This is a genomic window from Pseudobacter sp., from assembly GCF_051955275.1.
In the GTDB taxonomy this organism is placed as follows: Bacteria; Bacteroidota; Bacteroidia; order Chitinophagales; family Chitinophagaceae; genus Pseudobacter.
In genome coordinates, this window is sequence record NZ_JBQCGW010000268.1 from 1 (window position 1) to 21,257 (window position 21,257).

Annotated in this window: 19 protein-coding genes; 12 read left to right on the forward strand and 7 right to left on the reverse strand. The window is 47.0% G+C overall.

Annotated elements, in window-relative coordinates; translation table 11 throughout:
- Together ACTHMC_RS23540 and ACTHMC_RS23545 are read left to right on the forward strand one after the other, a co-directional pair.
- Positions 1–1,236, forward strand: a 1,236-nt coding sequence (locus ACTHMC_RS23540; protein WP_440416949.1) for a LutB/LldF family L-lactate oxidation iron-sulfur protein, incomplete at its 5' end; no start/stop codon positions are given.
- Between the two features lie 181 nt (positions 1,237–1,417).
- A complete protein-coding gene (locus ACTHMC_RS23545) occupies positions 1,418–2,740 on the forward strand; it encodes a DUF7033 domain-containing protein (protein ID WP_440416951.1) in 1,323 nt (440 codons plus the stop codon).
- Here the strand turns inward: ACTHMC_RS23545 and ACTHMC_RS23550 are convergent.
- The 3 genes from ACTHMC_RS23550 to ACTHMC_RS23560 all read right to left on the reverse strand — a co-directional run bounded on the left by ACTHMC_RS23550 (position 2,728) and on the right by ACTHMC_RS23560 (position 7,447).
- Positions 2,728–3,678: a DMT family transporter gene (locus tag ACTHMC_RS23550; protein WP_440416952.1), complete on the reverse strand. Its 951-nt coding sequence runs from the start codon at positions 3,676–3,678 to the stop codon at positions 2,728–2,730. The genes ACTHMC_RS23545 and ACTHMC_RS23550 overlap by 13 nt on opposite strands.
- Before the next feature lie 32 nt (positions 3,679–3,710).
- Entirely contained in the window at positions 3,711–5,231 is a 1,521-nt protein-coding gene (purH, locus tag ACTHMC_RS23555) for a bifunctional phosphoribosylaminoimidazolecarboxamide formyltransferase/IMP cyclohydrolase (RefSeq protein ID WP_440416954.1), read from the reverse strand.
- Between the two features lie 125 nt (positions 5,232–5,356).
- Positions 5,357–7,447: a ComEC/Rec2 family competence protein gene (locus ACTHMC_RS23560; RefSeq protein ID WP_440416956.1), complete on the reverse strand. Its 2,091-nt coding sequence runs from the start codon at positions 7,445–7,447 to the stop codon at positions 5,357–5,359.
- A 690-nt stretch (positions 7,448–8,137) separates the two neighbouring features.
- On the opposite strand from ACTHMC_RS23560, the gene ACTHMC_RS23565 reads away from it, so the two are divergent.
- The 4 genes from ACTHMC_RS23565 (at position 8,138) to ACTHMC_RS23580 (ending at position 11,804) form a co-directional block, all read left to right on the forward strand.
- On the forward strand, positions 8,138–8,629 hold the full coding sequence (locus ACTHMC_RS23565; protein WP_440416958.1) for a hypothetical protein: 492 nt from the start codon (positions 8,138–8,140) through the stop codon (positions 8,627–8,629).
- An 813-nt stretch (positions 8,630–9,442) separates the two neighbouring features.
- Positions 9,443–10,162: a hypothetical protein gene (locus tag ACTHMC_RS23570; protein WP_440416960.1), complete on the forward strand. Its 720-nt coding sequence runs from the start codon at positions 9,443–9,445 to the stop codon at positions 10,160–10,162.
- Positions 10,163–10,327: 165 nt separating this feature from the next.
- Positions 10,328–11,161, forward strand: a complete 834-nt coding sequence (locus ACTHMC_RS23575) for a sensor histidine kinase (RefSeq protein ID WP_440416961.1) — start codon at positions 10,328–10,330, stop codon at positions 11,159–11,161.
- Positions 11,148–11,804 carry a response regulator gene (locus ACTHMC_RS23580; protein ID WP_440416963.1) on the forward strand — a complete coding sequence of 219 codons (657 nt, stop codon included), beginning with the start codon at positions 11,148–11,150 and terminating at the stop codon, positions 11,802–11,804. The genes ACTHMC_RS23575 and ACTHMC_RS23580 overlap by 14 nt, the downstream gene beginning before the upstream one ends.
- Before the next feature lie 86 nt (positions 11,805–11,890).
- Here ACTHMC_RS23580 and carB read toward each other — a convergent pair whose 3' ends face one another.
- On the reverse strand, positions 11,891–14,713 hold the full coding sequence (gene carB / locus ACTHMC_RS23585; RefSeq protein ID WP_440416964.1) for a carbamoyl-phosphate synthase large subunit: 2,823 nt from the start codon (positions 14,711–14,713) through the stop codon (positions 11,891–11,893).
- A 190-nt stretch (positions 14,714–14,903) separates the two neighbouring features.
- Positions 14,904–15,098, reverse strand: coding sequence for a hypothetical protein (locus ACTHMC_RS23590; protein WP_440416966.1), 195 nt, complete (start codon positions 15,096–15,098; stop codon positions 14,904–14,906).
- Positions 15,099–15,406: 308 nt separating this feature from the next.
- Between ACTHMC_RS23590 and ACTHMC_RS23595 the strand changes: the two genes are divergently transcribed.
- From ACTHMC_RS23595 to ACTHMC_RS23620, 6 genes are all read left to right on the forward strand, one after another.
- The gene (locus ACTHMC_RS23595; protein WP_440416967.1) at positions 15,407–17,122 is read left to right on the forward strand and encodes a M23 family metallopeptidase; all 1,716 of its coding nucleotides are present in this window, start codon (positions 15,407–15,409) and stop codon (positions 17,120–17,122) included.
- 47 nt (positions 17,123–17,169) lie between these two features.
- Positions 17,170–17,649 carry a thioredoxin-dependent thiol peroxidase gene (bcp, locus tag ACTHMC_RS23600; protein ID WP_440416968.1) on the forward strand — a complete coding sequence of 160 codons (480 nt, stop codon included), beginning with the start codon at positions 17,170–17,172 and terminating at the stop codon, positions 17,647–17,649.
- A 297-nt stretch (positions 17,650–17,946) separates the two neighbouring features.
- Positions 17,947–18,300 carry a hypothetical protein gene (locus ACTHMC_RS23605; RefSeq protein WP_440416969.1) on the forward strand — a complete coding sequence of 118 codons (354 nt, stop codon included), beginning with the start codon at positions 17,947–17,949 and terminating at the stop codon, positions 18,298–18,300.
- 11 nt (positions 18,301–18,311) lie between these two features.
- Entirely contained in the window at positions 18,312–18,758 is a 447-nt protein-coding gene (locus ACTHMC_RS23610) for an OB-fold protein (RefSeq protein ID WP_440416970.1), read from the forward strand.
- Positions 18,759–18,785: 27 nt separating this feature from the next.
- On the forward strand, positions 18,786–19,343 hold the full coding sequence (locus tag ACTHMC_RS23615; RefSeq protein ID WP_440416971.1) for a YceI family protein: 558 nt from the start codon (positions 18,786–18,788) through the stop codon (positions 19,341–19,343).
- A gap of 56 nt (positions 19,344–19,399) precedes the next feature.
- Positions 19,400–20,299: a DUF5777 family beta-barrel protein gene (locus ACTHMC_RS23620; protein WP_440416972.1), complete on the forward strand. Its 900-nt coding sequence runs from the start codon at positions 19,400–19,402 to the stop codon at positions 20,297–20,299.
- On the opposite strand, the gene ACTHMC_RS23625 is transcribed toward ACTHMC_RS23620, so the two are convergent.
- Together ACTHMC_RS23625 and ACTHMC_RS23630 are read right to left on the reverse strand one after the other, a co-directional pair.
- Positions 20,288–20,665, reverse strand: coding sequence for a hypothetical protein (locus tag ACTHMC_RS23625; protein ID WP_440416973.1), 378 nt, complete (start codon positions 20,663–20,665; stop codon positions 20,288–20,290). The two genes, ACTHMC_RS23620 and ACTHMC_RS23625, sit on opposite strands and share 12 nt — an antisense overlap.
- A gap of 120 nt (positions 20,666–20,785) precedes the next feature.
- Positions 20,786–21,257 (reverse strand): biotin--[acetyl-CoA-carboxylase] ligase (locus ACTHMC_RS23630; RefSeq protein ID WP_440416975.1); only part of this gene is annotated, 472 nt, incomplete at its 5' end.

The following is a 21,257-nucleotide window of genomic DNA, read 5'->3' on the forward strand; positions in this document are numbered from 1 at the left end:
GAACGTGCCAAGAACGTGAAGTGGAGGGCTATCGAAATGCTCGACCAGTACCTGGAAGAATTTGAGTCCAATATCACCAGGCGCGGTGCAAAAGTGCTCTGGGCAGAGGATGCCAAACAAGCCCTGGAACAGGTGATGAAGATCTGTGAAGAGAAGAACTGCAAAACCATTGTGAAGAGCAAGAGCATGGTGACCGAAGAGATCCATCTGAACGATTACCTGGAGAAGAAGGGCATTGAAAGTGTGGAGACCGATCTCGGAGAATACATCCAGCAGCTGGATGATGAACCGCCCTATCATATCGTTACACCGGCTATGCACAAGAGCAAGGAAGATGTAGCCAAATTGTTTTACGATAAGCTGGGAACCGCGCCCAACCTGAGCCCCAGCGAGCTCACACTCGTTGCACGCGAAAAGCTCCGCAAGAAATATGTAGAGGCAGAGATCGGCATCACCGGCGCCAATTTCATCATAGCCGATGTGGGCGGTATTGCCGTTACAGAAAATGAAGGCAATGCCAGGCTGAGCTGCGCCTTCCCTAAAACGCATATCGTGATCGCGGGGATCGAAAAGATCATTCCATCCGTTACCGATCTCGGACTGTTCTGGCCACTGCTGGCCACTTTCGGAACGGGGCAGCGCATCACGGTGTACAATACCATCGTTACCGGCCCAAAACAGGCTGGTGAAACCGACGGTCCGGAAGATATGTACGTGATCCTGCTCGACAATGGCCGTACCAATATCCTCGCCAACGAAAAAACAAGGGAAAGCCTTTACTGTATCCGTTGCGGCGCCTGCCTCAACGCATGCCCTGTATACAAGAATATCGGCGGTCACGCATATGGCACCACCTACAGCGGTCCCATCGGTTCCGTGATCACCCCGCACCTCAAAGAGCTGGGAGAATGGAAGCACCTCAGCAATGCCTCTTCCCTTTGCGGTAACTGTACCGAAGTGTGCGCCGTGAAGATCAACCTGCATGAGCTGCTCCTGGAAAACAGGCACGAAGCTGTTGAAGAAGGCCAGAGCAAATTTGCCGAGCGTATTGCCTGGAAGGTCTGGAAGAAAGCCAGCCTCAACCGGAAAATGATGAATATGGGCAACCAGAAGCTCAAGAACTGGGCGGTGAACAAGATGTTCAAGGGCTGGACGGCCCATCGCGGCCCGCTCGATTTTCCGGAAAAGACCTTCAATGAGCAATGGCGGGAAAAGTTTGAGCCTGCAAAAAAGTAGGCGGGGCAACCAATGCTTAACAGCTTATTTCGAATTATTGCGGTTACCCCTACTTCGTAACCAAATGAAATAGTAGAAGTGCAGTTGAATTTGATCCATATCAACACCTGCGGCTTTTCCTATTATCTTTTTTCAAATGCGGCGTAGGATTATCACCCGACTTTTATATTTTGTGTAACTGATGCTGCTGCTCTACACCCATACTGTTACACCACGGTTGGAATATATCGTTGATTTCTTTAGCAGGGAATTGTTTGATGAACCGATAGAAGTTACATCAAGCCGTGCCGCTTACAACGCAAGTATCCAGCCGCGTATCAATTACTCCGGACAGGCTTTTTCCGAAACTGAATTCTTCATTGAACATACCGGCCTCCTTTTTGAAAAAGGGGTCCGTGACCAGAAGATCGAGTGTTTTGAAATGAATTTCCATAAGGCATTCTTTCAGACCCGGGGTGATTTTCCATTCGATATCTTTGCCGCTTCTTTCTATCTGCTCAGCAGGTATGAAGAATACCTCCCGCATCAGAAAGATGAGTACGGCAGGTATGCGCATACCAACTCCCTGGCTTATCGCGAAGGCTTCCTGCATCAGCCGCTGGTGAATATCTGGATGGAAGAATTCAAAAAAGCATTGCAGCAGAAATTCCCGACGCTTCGCTTCAAAGGGAAAACCTTCAAATGCAATCTGAGTTATGATATCGATATGGCCTATTCCTACAAGCACAAAGGCTTCTGGAGGAATACGGGCGGCTTTGCGCGGAGCATGGTGTCTGGCAACTGGCAGCAGGTGAAAGATAGATGGAGTGTGTTAAGCGGAAAAGAAAAAGACCCATTCGACTGCTTTGAATGGCTGGACGCGCTGCATCTGTATTGCAGGCTTAAACCTTATTACTTCTTCCTGGTTGCAAAAAAGCAGGCGGGATATGATAAGAATACTCCGCTGGATGTAAAAAAGTTCAGGGAACTGGTGGAGTATTATTCCAACAGTTACAAAGTGGGTTTACATCCCAGCTGGCAAACCGGGGATGATGAAGATCTCTTTGAAACGGAGCTGGAGTGGATGGAGGATGTTACAGGCCGGGCGATCATTCACAGCCGTCAGCATTATCTCCGGTTTACATTGCCTGATACTTACCGCACATTACTGAATCTTGGAATTCAGAAGGAGTTTTCCATGGGATATGGCACTATCAACGGTTTCAGGGCATCTGCCTGTTCTTCTTTTTACTGGTATGATGTGGAGAAAGATGATGCCACCACACTGATGCTCTACCCTTTCTGCTTCATGGATGCGAATGCTTACTATGAACAGAAATATACACCGCAGCAGGCTTATGCGGAGTTGATGAGGTACTACGAGACGGTGAAGAAGCTCAACGGCATGCTGGTTACCGTTTGGCATAATTCCATTCTGGGTACAGACCGTGCTTTTGCCGGGTGGCGCGACATGTTTGAGCTCTTCATGAAAGAGACGGTATACTGGGATGCTTACTGCGATTGATCTTTCTGCAGTTCCTGTTTTCTGAAAGCTTTATTGATGAGGTGAACGCCGATGAGGATCACTGCTCCGCCGATGGCGATGAAGATGCTCAGCTTTTCATCGAACCAGAGTGCGCCGAGCAGGATGGCTACTATCGGGTTTATATATGCGTAGATAGACAACTGCTCGGTGGGCAGATGTTGCAGCGCGTAGAGATAAGCCAGGAAGGAGAATACAGATCCAACGATCACCAGGTAAGCGAGGGCGGTCCAGGCCTGCCAGGGGATGCTGGCATACGGAATGGTCATGCCGGTACCGTTGGCCACGCCGGAGAGAATGATGCCGGAGATCAGCATCTGAAGCCCGAGGCTGAAATACGGATTAAAGGCGCTTGCCTGTTGTTTGGTGTAGAGTGTGCCGAGTGCCCAGCTCCATGCACCTCCCAGTGAGAGGAGGATACCGAAGCGGAAATCCGGGTTGAGGAAGTCCGCCAGGTGGTCGTAAAAGATCACGCACACACCTGCAAAGCCCAGCAACAGCCCCACAATGGCATTTACAGGCAGTTTTATCCGGGAAACCGTAAGATGGATCACAACTATCCAGAGTGGAAAGGTAGCGGCTATAATGGCCCCTAATCCTGCGGAGATATATTGTACTGCCCAGGTGGTCAGTCCGTTTGTGAAAGTGATATTCAGGAAACTCAGCACCAGTACGGGGATCCATTCTTTGCCTTTGGGCCATCGCATGCCCCGCCAGAGGAAATAAAGGAGGTAAAGAAAACCACCTGCCAGTTGGCGGATGCCGGCCATCTGGAGGGCTGGCATGTAGAGGACGCCTTGCCGGGAAGCGATCCAGGTGGTGCCCCAGAGAAAGCACACCAGTCCCAGCGCAACGAGTGCTTTGAAACGGGTGCCTTTTCTCTTCAGAAACGGGGTTGTTATGTTAGTTGATGCACACATGAATTGAGCTGAAAGTGCGCACCGCGCAATTTCTAGTGTTTGAAGTGGCGGAGGCCGGTCATCACCATGGCCAGCTTGTGCTCCACGCAATACTCGATAGAATCTTTATCGCGAACGGAACCTCCGGGTTGAATGAATGCAACGATACCGGCTGCATGGCCGATCTGCACACAGTCATTGAAGGGGAAGAAGGCGTCGCTGGCCAGTACTGCGCCGTTCAGGTCGAAGTTGAATTGCTTCGCTTTTTCCAGTGCATGACGGAGGGCATCAACACGGCTGGTTTGTCCGCATCCTTTACCGATCAGTTGTTTATTCTTCACCAGGGCGATAGCGTTTGACTTCAGGTGTTTGCAAACGAGGTTGGCGAATACCAGGTCAGACTTCTCGGCTTCAGTGGTTTGTCTGCCGCCGGTCTCTTCCCATTTTTCGTAATTGCCATTGTCTGGTTGTTGTGCCAGAACGCCGTTCAGTACAGCTTTGAACTCTTCTTTCTTTTTGAGGGTACTGAGCTGTTGCAGCAGGATCCTGTTCTTTTTGGATTTGAGTACTGCGAGTGCATCTTCATCGAATGCAGGGGCGATCAGTACTTCAAAGAAGATCTCGTTGATGGCGTCAGCCGTGGCTTTGTCGATGGTTTTGTTGCAAACCAGTACGCCACCGAAAGCACTTTCGGGATCTCCTGCCAGGGCGGCGTCCCAAGCTTCTTTCACAGTTGGGCGGGATGCGATGCCGCAAACATTGGTGTGTTTGATGATACCGAAAACGGCTGTGCCTTCTGCGCTGAACTCGTCGATCAGCTGAACGGCTGCATCTACGTCAACGAGGTTATTATAAGAAAGTTCTTTACCGTTGAGCTGGTTGAAGATCTTTTCCAGGTCTCCGAAGAAAACGCCGGTCTGGTGTGGGTTTTCGCCGTAACGCATGATGCGTGGGTTGGGGAAGGAAGCCTGGAAATAATTTTCGTGGGTGGGGTTGAAGTATTGTGAGATGGCTGCGTCGTAATGTGCCACTATCTCGAAGGCGCGTGCAGCCAGTTTCTTACGTTGTTCCAGGGTAGTGGCGCCGGATTGCTCGCGGAGGAGTTGTTCCAGGTAAGCGTAATCAGTTTTAGCTGCTACCACTACCACGTCTTTGAAATTCTTGGCAGCGCCGCGGATCATGGAAGGGCCGCCTATATCGATCTTTTCAATGATTGATTTTTCGTCTGTAGTGCTGGCTACAGTTTCTTCGAAGGGATAGAGGTCTACAATCACCAGATCGATCTCCGGGATATTGTATTGTTTCATTTCCTGCAGGTCCTGTTCCAGGTCCCTTCTGCCGAGTATACCACCGAACACGGATGGGTGCAATGTTTTCACGCGGCCACCCAGGATAGAAGGATAGGTGGTGAGGTTTTCTACCGGCACAACAGGAATGCCCATTTTTTCAATGAAGCTTTGAGTACCTCCGGTGGAGTAGATGGTGATGCCTTGCTGATGCAATTGCTGAACAACGGGCTCGAGGCCATCCTTATAAAAAACGGAAATAAGCGCTGATTGAATTTTTTTGGTCATAACATTTATTGATGCGTTCGAAAAAGTATGCAGGTAAGCGATCGTGGGTTTTCTTTTTATGCAGCAGATTGACTGACAATGGCTTGCTGCAGGAAAATTTAAGGAAGGCGCAAAGGTAATTCATTTCACCAGCCATTCAAAACAAAAGCGCCGTGATTGGCCGTGGAATGGCAGGGAATGCCGGCTTCCTGGCATACTTCCGTGTATTTTCTGATGGTTTTAGGGGAATTGGATCCGTCGAGCACCAGGGTTTTGCAGGGAATCCGGCTCAGGAGTAGCCGTGGGCTGAGGGGCGGATCATGGGAAATCAGCAGGGCATCCACCGGTGCCAGGGGGTGATTCAGGGGTGGAGGTTCGGGGAAGTCCGGTCCGATTAGCAGGAGGGTACGGGTATTGGTAAAGAGCAGCGGACCATTCTGGTGTGGGGTATCACTTCTTTTTACCTCCAATGCGTTTCTTGCGGGTTTGAGAATGTACAGTTGTGTATTGAATTGCTGTTCTGCCGAGCTGTCGCCCGACGGGGTGAATTGCCTTCCTGAGATATGATCGATAATGGTGGCTTTGGGAAGATGATAAGCGAGCAGGAGGTTTTGATGGCGCAGTTGCCAGGCATCGATGGCGCCGATGCTGAAATAAACCAGGAGGAAGAGCAAAGCCGGGATAACCATTTGTTTTTGTTTGTGCATAAGCCAGATGGACAGTGTGGCAATGGCTGCATAAAGCAGTGCCATTTGAGTGAGACTGATATTGATGGGCGTGATGGAGGCAAATGGAAGTTTATCGAAATACTCTATGGAAGCGTTCATGCATTTGATCAGCCATGAAAGCAAGGCGCCTGTTGGGTTTGCTGCGATGGGGATGAAGCTGAGCAGGCAGAGTAGGATCTCTCCAATGAGTATGATGCTGGAGAGAGGGATGGCGATGAGATTGGTAATCAGAAAAAGAACAGGGAATTGATGGAAAAGGTACAGTGTTAGTGGGAGGGTCAGGATCTGTGCGGCGATGGTGGTGGAGATCAGTTTCCAGCAGGTATCGGCCAGGCGGTTGGTAAAAGTAAAAGTATTATACACCAGCTGCTGGAACAGTGCGATACTTGCCACGGCCGTGTAGGAAAGCTGGAAGCCTGCGTCCCAGAGCCAGTGAGGGTTATAGCATAGCAGTATGAAAGCCGAGGCTGCGAGGGAATTATAAATGGATGCTTTTTTTGAGAAGCATTCCCCGATGGCGATGCAGGTGAACATGAGGGCTGAGCGCAGGATGGAGGGCGACCCACCGGCAAGGAATCCAAATATCCAGAGCCCGGTTATGATAAAGATGGGGCGGATGATGCGTATGAATTTCTTATTGCCGAGTGGTTTGAAAAGCAGGGTCAGCAGCATATAGATGAGACCGAGGTGTAAACCGGATATGGCGATTACATGTATCACCCCTGTATTGGAGTAGGACTGGATCAGGGATTTGTCGAGATCTTCTTTATAGCCGATGAGCAATGCTTCTGCAAGGCCAGCTTCTTTTGGGCCATGAATGAAGCGTGCGAGAATATTCACTATGGTATCCCGGAGTTTGAACATGGTGTATCTGAAAGAAGAGCTGAGGGGTTGTTGAAGCACAGTATAATCTGCGGGGGTGAGATAAGCCTGATGGAAAATTCCCTGGTGCTGGCAGTATGTTTTATAGTTGAAACTTCCCGGGTTTGCGGGCCCTTTCACGGTCTGTAATTGTTTTCTGAATACAATTTTGTGACCGTAATATAAACGGGCGTTTGAGGTGTGCTTGCTGAAATATAGCAGCAGTGAGGCTTTAACGGGAATGGCGGAATCGTTGATAAGTTGGTGGGTAAGAGTAGCAACAGTTTTGTAAGAATTGGTTTTTTCAGATAGGGGTTCCTGGATGGTAGCGATGTACGTATTTACAGAATCCTCAATATGATGAATATCCGAAGCCTGGAGTGATTGTGATTTGTGATGCATTGTGAGTGCTCCTGCGGCAAAGAGGAGTATCAGGAATGTATATGCGAGGAAATTTTTGAATTTGAAAAGTATTGGGATGGAGGCTTTTGAGAGTAGCAGGATGATGAGGGTGGAGATAGTGGCGGCGATGATGGGGATAAACGGGGGGCAATTTGTATAATACTGAAATACGATGCCTGTGGCGAAGGGGAAGATCAAACGCAGGAATGGCGCTTGCTTCCATGCAATTAAAGGTGCAGCATGCATACTAAATAAAATCGGATTGAGTTAGAGAATGGATGCTATACCTGGTTATGCGAGCGAGAAGTGGGGATGGATGTAGCTGGCAATCCCCGCTATTTGGCGGGGCAATATACTAAACTGTAAGAAAGGTTGAGAATCTGAGTTCAGGACATTGAGGACCAGCTTAACCTGAAAAAGACAAAATGAATAAGGATAAGGCCAATGGTTGGTTAATAGTTTTCTGGCGGAATTTTTTGTTGTGGACTTCTGAAAACCCGGTTTCAGAAAAAAATTTCCTCAAGTATTTGGTTGAGCAAAGTGCTTGAGGAAATCTGTCGGCGGGTTTTCACAGGAGTATTGGACTTTGAAAAACGGGATGATAGCAACTCTCCGATATCTAATATCAGACAAATAATGCAACCGGGGTAAGAATGCTGCTTTTATTAGGCACGGGAATTTAGACGTGTAAAACACGGGGTAAAATATACCGTGTTTTCACGGTATGAAATGTGGATGTTTTTACGGTTTATAAGCGATGTTTTCAACGGATTTTGGGGTTTTGTATTAACTTGGAACCTTGAAAGCCTTAATCTTACGGATAAAACTAATTTATAATCATTTGACTAACACTCATTTGTAACCGAAAAGCTGTGTGGTTACGGGTATACATTTACAGAGTAATACAATTATTCAATAAATAATACCCCCCTGACTATGACAGCTATTGCAACAAAATCCGTAAAGGTTGGAAAATACGTAGACGTTAACCATGTAAATACTTTGGTTCGTAATTATAAACAAGAGAGGTGGAGGCAGAATAGTGAGCATATCGGTAAAGACGATACGCTGAGTGTTTGGTATAGCCTGGAAGAGTTAGAAGAGTTTATCAATAAAGCCAAAAAATCAGGTGCTAACGGAATTAGGCTTCACTTTGGAGCATATCCTGAGAATTTTGCACCTAACCCACTTTTTTCAAAACAACAAACAGTTGTATTTGTAGCTACTAAGAATAAACATGACGATGAAGGCGGATATACTGAAAAGAACGTATATGTAGGGGCTCAGATCCTTGCTTACAATTATGGTGGTATGTGTCCAGTATATTGTCCAAGCACTAAAAAGCCACTTACAGGAGATGATGCTGACTTTGGCGGACTTGGAATTACAATAGTGGATCGTGGCGACAAAGGGATTTCTGTACTGTAATTAGCCATTAATCATAATTTAAGGCCATTGCATTCGTGCTATGGCCTTTTTATTTGGGATACTTAATTGAAAATATGCGCTAAATTGTCTTTTAAATGAGTATTCCTCCTTCCATAATTTTTGAGTTGATATGCTTCATCATCTCACTTACTCTTTTCTTAAAAAAGGATACTCCAATACACCTAAAGTTATTTCCACCATTTCTCTTTATTACAATATTGATAGAAGTGACTGGAATAATACTTTGGAGATTAGGAAAGAGTAATATTATTCTCTATAACCTATTTGGTGTTTTTAGCGTAATGTTTTATTTGTACTTTATTAAGTGCATAATTCATAACAAGTCAGTAAAGAAAATAATTACTATAGCAATTTTCGCATATCCGTTTTTGGTATTTCTTAATATTCAATTTATCCAGGTTAATGCATTCCACTCTATCACCTACTCATTAGGATGTTTATTGATTGTTGCTGCATGTGTGTTTTACTTTTATGAGCTTTTTCAACTAAAGAAATCGATAAAGCTAATTAAAGAACCGGCGTTTTGGATATGCTCTGCACTTCTCTTTTTCTTTACTTGTACTCTGCCATTTATTGGCATGACCAATTTTTTGGATAAAGTCTCTCCTGTTATAGCTCAAAATCTTGCAGCAATTCTGGCCATAATTAACTTTCTCCTGTATTCTCTGTTCACCATTGCCTTTTTATGTCGAGTAAAGCTTGGTAAATGAGTTATTATTGCAATTTATTGTTATATTGTTTCTGCTTTGCCCTTGAATCGCCCTGCCGTTCAATACTTAAAATATTGAATCGATGTATCACATCAATTTTTATGTTTACATAACAATCTTGTGCCTTTGTCTAGCTGCAAGCCTATCTGTTTATCTTAAGAAGGGGCAACATATATATCTTAAACTCTTTTCTCCTTTTCTGGTAATTACTCTTCTTGTTGAAGTTACTGCTTACACCTTAACACAAAACGGGATAGAGAATTCTTACCTGTACCATTATTTCTTTCCGATTGAGTTTACTTTCTATTTATTTATCGCTTATCACATCCTTTCTAGAAAGATATTGAAGAAAGCAGTTGTTGCTTCTACCTTCATTTATTTAGTAATAATTGGAATTTATTACACTCTATTTAAAATACATGGGTTTCCAACAATAGCCTATTGTTTAGGGGCTGTTCTTGTTCTCTTTTTTTACTCGTTTTATTTTTTTGAAATTGTGCGTCTACCTATTAACCTAACACCCAAAAGAGAAGAAAGCTTTTGGATTTTCTTTGGTGTAGTTCTTTATTATAGTACAACTCTTCCTATTTGGCTTACTATACAATTTATGGTCGGGTTTTCCGATGGAACACTTTCTTATCTTAGCACACTTCTAATGTTGATGAATTACTCTCTCTACATTTCCTTTATTATCGCTTTTTTTTGTAAGAGAATGTTCAAGAAAAAAGAAGGTGCAATTTGCGACTTCAGTGAGCTCTCAGAATTATTTCAAGAAGAAAAACAGAATGCTTCTAAAATGTGATTTTTTCTATTTCCTCTCCTCTTTTCCAAACTAATCCCCCAGCGGTAACCTGTTACCAAAATATATTACGTAATTTGTTGGCATAAAACCTTATCCTGTCCTGTATTTTCCGGGATTTTACACCCTTGTAAACATTTATCTTAATTCATATACCTTTCCTGTTTTATGGAGAACCAGGGTCAGGAGATTTATTTTATTATCATCATCGGTGGCTTACTGGCCCTGCTTCTGGTGGGATTTATCGTTACCATCCTCTTCACCTACCAACGCAGGCAACACCAGCAGGAACAGGAACTGACCCGCCTGAAAGACCTCTATGAACAGGAAGCCCTCAAATCACAACTCGAAATACAGGAAGAAACATTCAAAATGCTCAGCCAGGAATTACACGATAATATCGGCCAATCCCTCTCTGTAGTCAAGCTCTCCCTCGCTATCCTGCCCATCGATAAACAGCATGAAGCCTGGGAACCTATCATGAATGCCCGTGAAATCCTGAATAAAGCCGTGCTCGACCTGGCAGGCCTCAATAAAAGCCTCCATACAGACAGAATCGCACAGATCGGACTGGTGGAAGCTATTCACTTTGAAGTGGAAAGCCTCCGGAAATCAAGACTGCTCGACGTTTCCTTTGAAGTCAATGGATATGAACAAATGCTGGATGACCAGAAATCCGTCATGCTTTTCAGGATTTTTCAGGAAATGCTCAATAATATCCTGAAACACTCCCAGGCAGAAAAAGTGGAAATTGACATAAACTTTACGGATAATAACCAGTTTATCCTACGCCTGGCAGATAATGGCGTGGGATTTGACATCGATGCAAAAAGAAATTCTGTATCTTCTTCCTCCGGTGTCGGACTAAAAAGTATATTCAACCGGGCAAAACTGGTGGGAGCCACCATCGATATGCAAAGCAGCATCGGAAACGGTACCACCACCATTATTAAACTAGACTTGCCACCCGAAATCGAAAGTGAAAACAATGACAGGCGATAAAAAAATACTGGTAGGAGTAGCTGATGATCATACGCTGTTGCGCAATGCCCTTGCGCGACTGATCGGCTCTTTCGAAAACTACCAGGTGGTATTCGAAGCAGGAAACGGCAAAGAAGTAAAAGAGAAGATCACAAAGAACGTTCTCCCCGATATCGTTCTGCTTGACGTGAACATGCCCGATATCGACGGCTACGAAACCGCAAAATGGATCTACAAGAACTACCCGCAGATCAAAATACTCGCCCTCTCCATGTTCACAGACGAAAGCATCATCATTCGCATGCTGCGCCTGGGAGCAAAAGGATATATACTTAAAAATGCAGAACCAGACGAACTCCGGCTGGCACTGGATTCCGTAATGCAGAAAGATCATTACCTCTCCGAATATATCTCCGGAAAAGTGATCAGCGGCCTCCATAAAGACATCGACCTGCCCGAAGAACCCGTTGTACTCAACGATAAAGAAAAAGAATTCCTCCAGTGGGCTTGCTCCGAAATGACCTACAAGGATATCGCACAGAAAATGTTCGTCAGCCCCAGAACCGTTGACGATTACAGGAACGCCCTCTTTGAAAAACTTAAAGTAAAATCCAGGATCGGCCTTGTGCTCTATGCCATCAGACATGGCATGGTGGAAGTATAAATCATATCAAACCAATACCCCCGGCGCAAAATAACAAAAGGCGTTCCAGTATAACCGGAACGCCTTTACTATTATAGATGTCTGAACTATTTGCTCAGATACATGCTTCTGTCTTTGTACAGCTGACGGAAGTAAGGATCACGCAGGTCCTTGATGAAACGGATCGCTTCTCCGGTTGATTTCATCTCAGGCCCCAGCTCCTTGCTCACTCCGGGGAATTTCTCGAAGCTGAACACTGGCTCCTTGATCGCATATCCCTTCAAACGCTTCACAAACTTGAAGTCGCGCAGCTTGTTCTCTCCCAGCATCACCTTGGTAGCCACATTCAGATACGGGATCTGGTAAGCCTTTGCAATGAACGGCGTAGTGCGGGATGCCCTTGGGTTAGCCTCAATCACATACACTTTGTTGTTCTTGATGGCAAACTGGATGTTGATCAGGCCACGGATATTCAACTTGAACGCGATCTTCTTCGCATACTCTTCCATCGTTTCCACAATCATCGGAGAGAGGTTGAACTGAGGAAGAACCGCATTGCTGTCTCCACTGTGGATACCGGCAGGCTCAATGTGCTCCATCACACCCATGATATGCACCTCGTCACCGTCACAGATCGCATCGATCTCAGCCTCCTGGCAACGATCCAGGAAGTGGTCGATCAGGATCTTGTTACCGGGGATATGCTTCAGCAGGCTTACTACCGCCTTTTCAACTTCTTCATCATTGATCACAATTCGCATCCTTTGTCCACCCAGTACATAGCTCGGACGAACCAGTACAGGATAGCCAACCTTATTTGCTACTTCAACCGCCTCATCCACTGTGTAGGCTGTGCCGTAATCAGGGTAAGGGATCTTCAGCTCTTTCAGCATGTCGCTGAAACGGCCGCGGTCTTCCGCGATATCCATATTGTCAAAGGAGGTACCGATGATCTTGATGCCTTTCTGAGACAGGCGCTCAGCAAGCTTCAGGGCCGTCTGGCCACCCAGCTGAACGATCACTCCTTCTGGTTTTTCCAGTTCGATGATCTCCCAGAGGTGCTCCCAGAATACTGGCTCGAAGTAGAGTTTGTCTGCAATATCGAAATCGGTGGAAACGGTCTCAGGATTACAGTTCACCATGATGGCCTCGTATCCGCACTCTTTCAGAGCCAGCAGACCGTGTACACAGCAATAGTCGAACTCAATGCCCTGGCCGATGCGGTTGGGGCCTGATCCGAGAACGATCACCTTCTTCCTGTTGCTCACCTTGCTTTCATTGGCATTGCCATTCTCGAAAGAGGAGTAGAAATAAGGCGTTTTAGCCTCAAACTCTGCAGAGCAGGTGTCCACCATTTTATACACGCGGGTAATGTTGGCAGCCTTTCTTATTTCGTACACGTCTTCATCCTTGCCGTCCTGCATGATCAGTGAGATCTGCTGATCGCTGAAACCAAGGTCCTTGGCTGTTTTCAGCAGTTCAACAGGTAAGGTGTTGAGCTTGTATTTCGCGATTTCTTTTTCTGTGTCTACTATCTTCTGGATCTCGTTCACAAACCAGCGGTCGATACCAGTGGCTTTGGAAATGGTTCCAACACTGATTCCATCCATGAGGGCATCCTTGATACGGAAGATGCGGTCCCATTTCGGAGTCTTGATATATTCCAGGATCTCTTCAGCGTGCATCTGGCTTTTACCGTAGTAACCCAGTCCCACGGCATTGTTCTCCAGGCTCTGGCAGGCTTTCTGAACTGCCTCGGCAAAGCTTCTGCCGATGGCCATCACTTCACCTACGCTCTTCATCTGCAGGCCGAGGGTGTCATTGGCCCCTTTGAACTTGTCGAAGTTCCAGCGTGGCATTTTCACGATCACATAGTCCAGCGCCGGCTCAAAGTAAGCGGAGGTGGTTTTGGTGATCTGATTCTTCAGTTCATCGAGGGTATAACCGATGGCCAGTTTGGCCGCGATCTTGGCGATAGGATACCCGGTGGCTTTGGAAGCCAGGGCAGAGGAACGGCTCACACGAGGGTTGATCTCAACAGAGATCAGCTTTTCGGTGGCAGGGTCCATGGCAAACTGCACGTTACAACCACCGGCAAAGTTTCCGAGGCTGCGCATCATCAGGATTGCCTGGTTACGCATTTCCTGGAAAGCAGTATCGCTGAGGGTCATGGCAGGAGCCACAGTGATGGAGTCTCCTGTGTGAACGCCCATGGGGTCTACGTTCTCAACGGTACAAATGATGGCTACGTTGTCGTTTTTATCGCGGAGCAGCTCCAGCTCGTACTCTTTCCAGCCGAGAAGGGCTTTTTCCACCAGTACCTCATGGATGGGGGAGGCTTTCAAACCTCTGTCCAGTGCGGCTTCCAGCTCGGATTTGTCGTGCACGAAACCACCACCTGAACCACCCAGGGTAAATGAAGGACGGATAACCAGGGGGAACCCGATCTCCTGAGCATATTCCTTTCCTTCGAGAAGGGAGTTAGCTACTTTAGAGTTGGCTACGGGAACGCCGATCTTCAGCATCAGCTGGCGGAACTTTTCACGGTCCTCCGCTGTGTCGATGGCTTCCACGTCTACCCCGATCAGCCTGACATTGTATTTTTCCCAAACACCCAGCTCAGCAGCCTCTTTGGTGAGGTTGAGGGCTGTTTGACCACCCATGGTAGGGAGAACGGCGTCGATCTGGTTTTCTTCCAGGATCTGTTCGATACTTTCTACTGTCAGTGGCAGTAGGTAAACCTTGTCAGCCATCATGGGGTCAGTCATGATAGTCGCCGGGTTACTGTTAATCAAAATGACCTTAATTCCCTCTTCGCGCAGGCTGCGTGCAGCCTGGGAGCCGGAATAGTCAAATTCACAAGCTTGTCCGATAATGATCGGACCCGATCCGATAATGAGCACTGACTTAATAGAAGTGTCTTTTGGCATTTTTTGAAGAGCTGTTTTTTTTCTAAACAAATTGCGCAAAAGTAAGGCGCCAGCGGGAATTTTGAGGATTATTTTTTAGAACGGCCGGAACAGGCAGTAAAAACAGCCTTTCCGGCTACCGTACGGACATAAAAAAAGCCTCCACCAACCCGGTAGAGGCTTTATATGCAGGCTCTTAAATTAGCTAAGTTCAACTGGCATGGAAGGAAGCTATCTCGATGTCATCGAGCGCTACGCCGCCCTGGCGAATAACCCTACGTTGCTCGGCCAGATGACGCTTCTCATCAAAACTGCTTCTGATCTTGAAGATCCACTTCTGCTTCGCTTCATTTCCTTTGAATAATCCAACTATCGACCCTACTGTCAATGCAAGTAGTAAAACCATCCTGTTTAAAATTGCTTTCATAACCCTCAGTTTGTAGAATTAAACCATCATATATCTATAGACAATTTATATACGCCAAATGCTGTTCCATAGTTTAAAAAAACGCATTACCACTTAGTGGTATTTTTAAGAACTTAACATGGCGAAATCCAATGTCCATCTGCTTCTACTCTTTATACCTATTCTTGTGCCGGGTAACCTTTATTTCCCATTTTTAATGTTAGTTTAATACAACTGAAACCAAAGCAGTTAGCCCCCGGTCTCTTTTCAGTAGTTTTGCTACTTCTTCGTTAAATAAAAGCTGAGCAATGCGAATACTGGTGATCGTTTTTTTACTCTGTAGTGGAATGCTGACAGCACAGGTGTTTCCTCCTGCCGTGTACCCGAAAGGTTATTTCAGAAACCCATTGGCAATACCCATTGACCTTAGTGGCAATTTCGGGGAGCTCAGGCCCAATCACTACCATATGGGACTCGACCTGAAAACCAAAGCCAGGGAGAACCAACCAGTATACGCCGCAGCAGATGGCTATGTGGCCCGCATCAAGATAGAACCGGCCGGGTTCGGACGGGCTTTATACATCAATCACCCCAATGGTTATACGACCCTCTACGCTCACCTCAATGATTTTAATCCGCAACTTGAAGCCTGGGTGAAGGAACAGCAATACAAGCAGCAGTCCTGGCGCGTTTTCCTTGACCTGCCTGCTAACCTGTTTCCCGTAAAGAAAGGAGACTTCATTGCGTACAGTGGCAATACCGGTGGTTCGCAGGCGCCCCACCTGCATTTCGAGATCCGCAGGAGCGCTGATGATGTAAACCTCAATCCGTTACTTTTCGGGTTGCCACTCACTGATAACGTACCGCCACGCATCCTCCGGATGGGGATCTACGACAGAAGCAAAAGCATTTATGAACAATCCGCCAGGCTCTTCCCCGCAAAAGCAACCGGCGGTACCAGATACACAACCACTCCCGAACTAATTACTGTTAGTTCTCCCAATATCAGTTTCGGAATCGGGGCATTTGATACCCATACCGGTTCTACAAATCTGAATGGGATTTTTGAATCCATACTTTTTGTGGATGAACAACCGGTGGTTGCCTTTCAGATGGACAATATCAGTTACAACGATACCCGCTACCTGAACGCGCATATCGACTACAGGACGAAGGCCGGCGGCGGCCCCTGGCTGCAGCAACTCTTCGATCTGCCGGGCTATATCAATTCCATTTACAAAAATGTAAAGAACAATGGGGTGATTGACCTGAGCGATGGCGCTATTCATACAGTACGGATTGAAGTGAAAGACACTTACCTTAACACTTCCACCCTGCATTGCCGGGTACAATACAAGCCCGGCGCGGTTTCCGCAGCACCAGCCACCACGGCGGACAATCCCATGTTCTACCCGCTGATGCTGGATGGTTTTGAGAAAGAGGACTGTGAATTCTTCATCGGCGAGCGCTGCCTTTATGATTCTGTTCATATCCGGTATAACCGGGCAGCCACAGCCAATACGCAGGCAGTATCCGCTATGCACTCCATTGGTTCCAGCTACATCCCGCTGCAGGAAGCGTTCCTGGTAAGGATCCAACCCAGCAAGGTTCTCACTCCCGAGCAACAGCAGCGTACTGTAATGCAGTGGACTTCCGGCGCCAAAAAAGATGTTCAGAAAGTGGAATGGCAGAACAACTGGGCCTCCGCCCGTTTCAGGGATTTTGGCAGCTATCAACTGCTGGTGGACCAGGAACCTCCTTCCATCGTGCCTATAGGATTTACGGATGGCGCGGATCTCAGCAAAGCCGCCAGGATCGCATTCACTGTGAAGGACAATAATAATAAGTTCAAAAACGTGAAGCCGATGCTGGACGGCAAATGGCTCCGCTTCACCAATGATAAAGGCCGCACTTTTATTTACCGCTTCGATGAGCAATGCCCTCCCGGCAAACATGAGCTCACTATCTATGCAGAAGACGAAGCCGGCAACGCCACCACAAAAACCTTTACCTTCACCCGCTAAGGGGCAATCCTACAGACCGGCAATGCCTGTTTTAAAACGAAATGAATATGATCTTACAGGAAGGCACTAAAGCACCTGCATTCAAAGGAAAGGACCAGGATGGAAAAACTGTATCTCTCAGTGAGTTCAAAGGGCAAAAGATAGTTTTGTACTTCTATCCACAGGACGATACTCCCACCTGCACGGTGCAGGCCTGCAACCTGCGCGATAATTATGCACTGCTCAAAAAAGAAGGGTTCACCATCCTGGGCGTGAGCCCCGATGAATCCACGAAGCATAAAAAGTTTGAAACCAAACACAGCCTTCCTTTCACCCTGCTGGCCGATCCTGAGCACACCATCATTGAAAAGTACGGTGTGTGGGGAGAGAAACAACTTTACGGCAGGAAATACATGGGCCTGCTTCGCACTACTTTCCTGATAGATGAAAAAGGTATCATCCGCAAAGTATTTCTCAGGCCGAAAAGCAAACAACACGCTGAGGAAATCGTGAATGCCTGGAAAGAGCTCAGCCAGGAAACCAAATAACCTGATTTCACGTATTCTTTATTGCTGCCATCATTGGTAGTGACAGATCCTGCCAGGCCAGTATTCATTACCGGCTGGAGCAAGGATTTTTTTGTTCAAGGTTTGGTAAAAAAGATCCCTGTTCTGGAAAGAGCAGGGATTTGTTTTAACTGACATTAAAACCTGGAACTCTCGTTCCATAAACCAGAAATACACATCCTTACCTTTTAAAAAACCTAATTCACCTAACCTATTTTTCATGCAGGCAACCCTGCAATTTCTTTCTCCGTAAAAATCTCAGGAACCAATTACGCACCAATGACCAGACCTGTTTCAATCATCACAGGATGTATCCTGCTGATCCTTTGCGGCTGTTATAATCAGAAAGAAGAACTGTTGTACAGTGGCGGCAATGATTGCAGTGGCGTGAATTCAAGCTACGCAACAACTGTTCAGCCTATTATTCAGTCCAGCTGCACACTCAGTGGCTGTCACGACGGACCCAGCACCAATGGCCCCGGCCCACTCACCAGTTATGACAGGGTGAAGGATGCTTCTGCCAGGATCAGGCGGGTGGTGATCTCCCGCGAAATGCCCAAGGGGGGCAGCCTCAGCGCTGAACAGATCAAGAGCATCGTCTGCTGGATCGATTCAGGCACTCCAAACAATTAACTGGAATGGCTATGCGAAAAAGGAAACGGATCATTGCCGCTATAACCATTCTGCTGGCAGGTTTTGCCCTCTATGGATATTTTCAATACCAGCGCACCAACCAGGACCTGCGGAATACCCAGGCAGATCAGACGGTGGATGCCACTACCCTGATCCGTGAGTTCGCAGGCGACGATACCCTGGCGGATATGAAGTACAGGAAAAGGATCCTGGCGGTGCGTGGTATCGTTAAATCAGTAGACACTACTAATAATGGAGTGTCAGTTATTCTGGGTGATACTGTTCAGAGTGCTTCCATCCGGATGTCGATGGACAGTACCTGGAAAGAAATTTCGACTATACATAAGGGTATGCCCATTACCATCAAAGGCATACTGAACGGATACAGTAAAGATCCCACCGGGCTGCTGGGCGACGAGATCGTTTTCAACAGGGGCGTTCTGGTCAGTCACCAGTAACCGCCCGCCGGTGAAAATTGAAACACTATGAAACATAAGAAAGAGCTAATGCTGGCCCTCCTGCTCATGCTGGCAGGCAGCGCCTTTTCACAGGGTAAATATTTTACCCGCGCAGGTCAGATCTCATTTACCTCCAAAGGGGTGCTCGAAACCATCAGAGCCGAGAACAAAACAGTTACCTGTGTGCTGGATGCTCAAAGCGGACTGTTGCAGTTCTCCGTGATCATGAGGGGCTTTGAATTTAAAAAAGCACTCATGCAGGAACACTTCAATGAGAACTACGTGGAGAGCGACAAATTCCCCAATGCTGATTTCAAAGGCCAGATCACCAGCACGCCCCTGCCTGATCTCACAAATGATGGCAGGTACCCCGTGAAGGTGAAAGGGAAGATGACCATCCATGGTATTACACAGGATGTGACTGTTGACGGCACTATCACTGTAAAGCAACAGGGCGTTCAGGCTCAATCCACTTTCAACATCCTGCTGTCTGATTATAAAGTGAAGATCCCTTCACTGGTGAAAAACAATCTGTCCAACACCGTGAATATTGCAGTAGTCTGCTCATTGCAGCCACTGCAATAAGTACACGATGCCTTGCTAACCTAACCTGACAATTAACCCGAGCCATCCTAATGAATATGATGATGAAAATTTATACCATACTATTCTTCCTCTTTGCCTTTTGCGCTGCAGTGCAGGCGCAGGAGCCGGATCTGATCGAAGCCCTGAAAAAGGAGGAAACGCCTGCCAGATCTCATGTGACCAACGCTTTCAAATCCTCGAGGGTGATCAATAATCACTCTATCGAGTTTCTTGGAAAAGACGTGCTGGACGTACGTTTCCTCCACCGTTTCGGAACAGTGAACAGCGGAGCTGAAAATCTTTTCGGTCTTGATCAGGCCAATACGCGTATCGGTTTCGATTACGGGTTGAGCAAACGCCTGATGGTAGGGGTGGGCAGAAGCAGCGTGGGCAAGGAACTGGATGGTTTCATCAAGTACCGCCCCATCTGGCAATCCAATGATGCCGGTGGATCGCCCGTTACCATTGTGCTGGTATCAGGTATGACCCTGAGCACTGCTCCCTGGGCTTTTCCTGACCGGAAAAATTATTTCCACTCCAGGCTGGCCTTTTATCATGAACTGATCATCGGCCGGAAATTCACTGATGCCTTTTCGCTGCAAATCAATCCCACACTGGTCCACCGCAACCTGGTGCCAGGCGCTAATGATCATAATAATACATTCGCAATGGGCATAGGGTCCCGGTTGAAGCTGACCAAAAGAACAGCTTTCATGCTGGATTACCAGCCCGTGATCTCCGGGAGACAGGCAGGAACAAAAGATATGCTGGCCGTGGGCTTTGATATAGAAACCGGCGGGCACGTGTTCCAGCTGCATTTTACCAATGCCACAGGCATGAATGAAAAAGCCTTTACTACCAATACCGTCGATGATTTCTGGAAAGGGGATATACGGTTTGGTTTCAACCTTTCAAGGGTATTCACCGTGGGTAAAAAGAAGGGGTCATCTCTTTAAGAGCAATAAAATCAGGGCGATGATGCCACCCATCTGGAAAGCGAAATACGTGAACATCCACTGTAACACTTCCGTAGAATGAACGCCGGCTTCAGGGAGCTGCTGTAACTCGGCACTGAACGTTGTATGAAAATTATGGAGGTCTCTCCGGAGGAACTCTATCCGCTGCTCGATGAACTCTTCAAAGTCAAGCCTGTCCGCCTGATCGGCCTTCTGCTGCTCCTGCTGCCAGTGCAACCTGTCTTCATTGATCATCTCCTGCAGCTCCAGGCTTACAGCAGCCGCATCGATATCAGATAGCTGCAGCTTGCTCCTGCACAGGTCATAGATCCGGAGATCAACTTTATGATTACCCTCTGATGCCATCGTTGTATTGTTTTTGTTGACGATGTAAAGATGATGGGCAATCGAAACGAAACAAGGGGAAAAAAAACGGTAAATGGCGTTTTTTTTCCCCTTGCAGATCAAGGAATATTATGTAAGGCTTCAGGGGAGCACCCATTCCACCTCACCTACATCGAAAGTACGGTCTATCACATCCCGGGTAAGCAGCTTCCCTGCAATGGTTACCCCGGTAACCTTTGTTTCAAATACTGCATTGTCCTTCCTCAGCTTCACTGTTTCGCCCAGTTTGTACAGCGCATCATGGTATTTTCCCATCAACTTCTGAGGATGCTCATTCCGCAATTGCTGCCACCAGTATTCCTGGCAGGCGCATAATTCACGCGTCAGCTCCAGCATGTCCCAGGTTTTTCCAGTGATCTGCCTGAGACTTACCGGTTTCTTATGCCCATCCCCGAATTTCACCTGGTTGATGTTCACCCCCATGCCCACAATGGCCCATTGCCATACTCCTCGCGCCGTATCGAGCCTGTTTTCTATCAGAATGCCAGCTGCCTTTCTGTCACGCCAGTAAATGTCATTGGGCCATTTAATGCGGGTTTCGTCCCCGGCATAA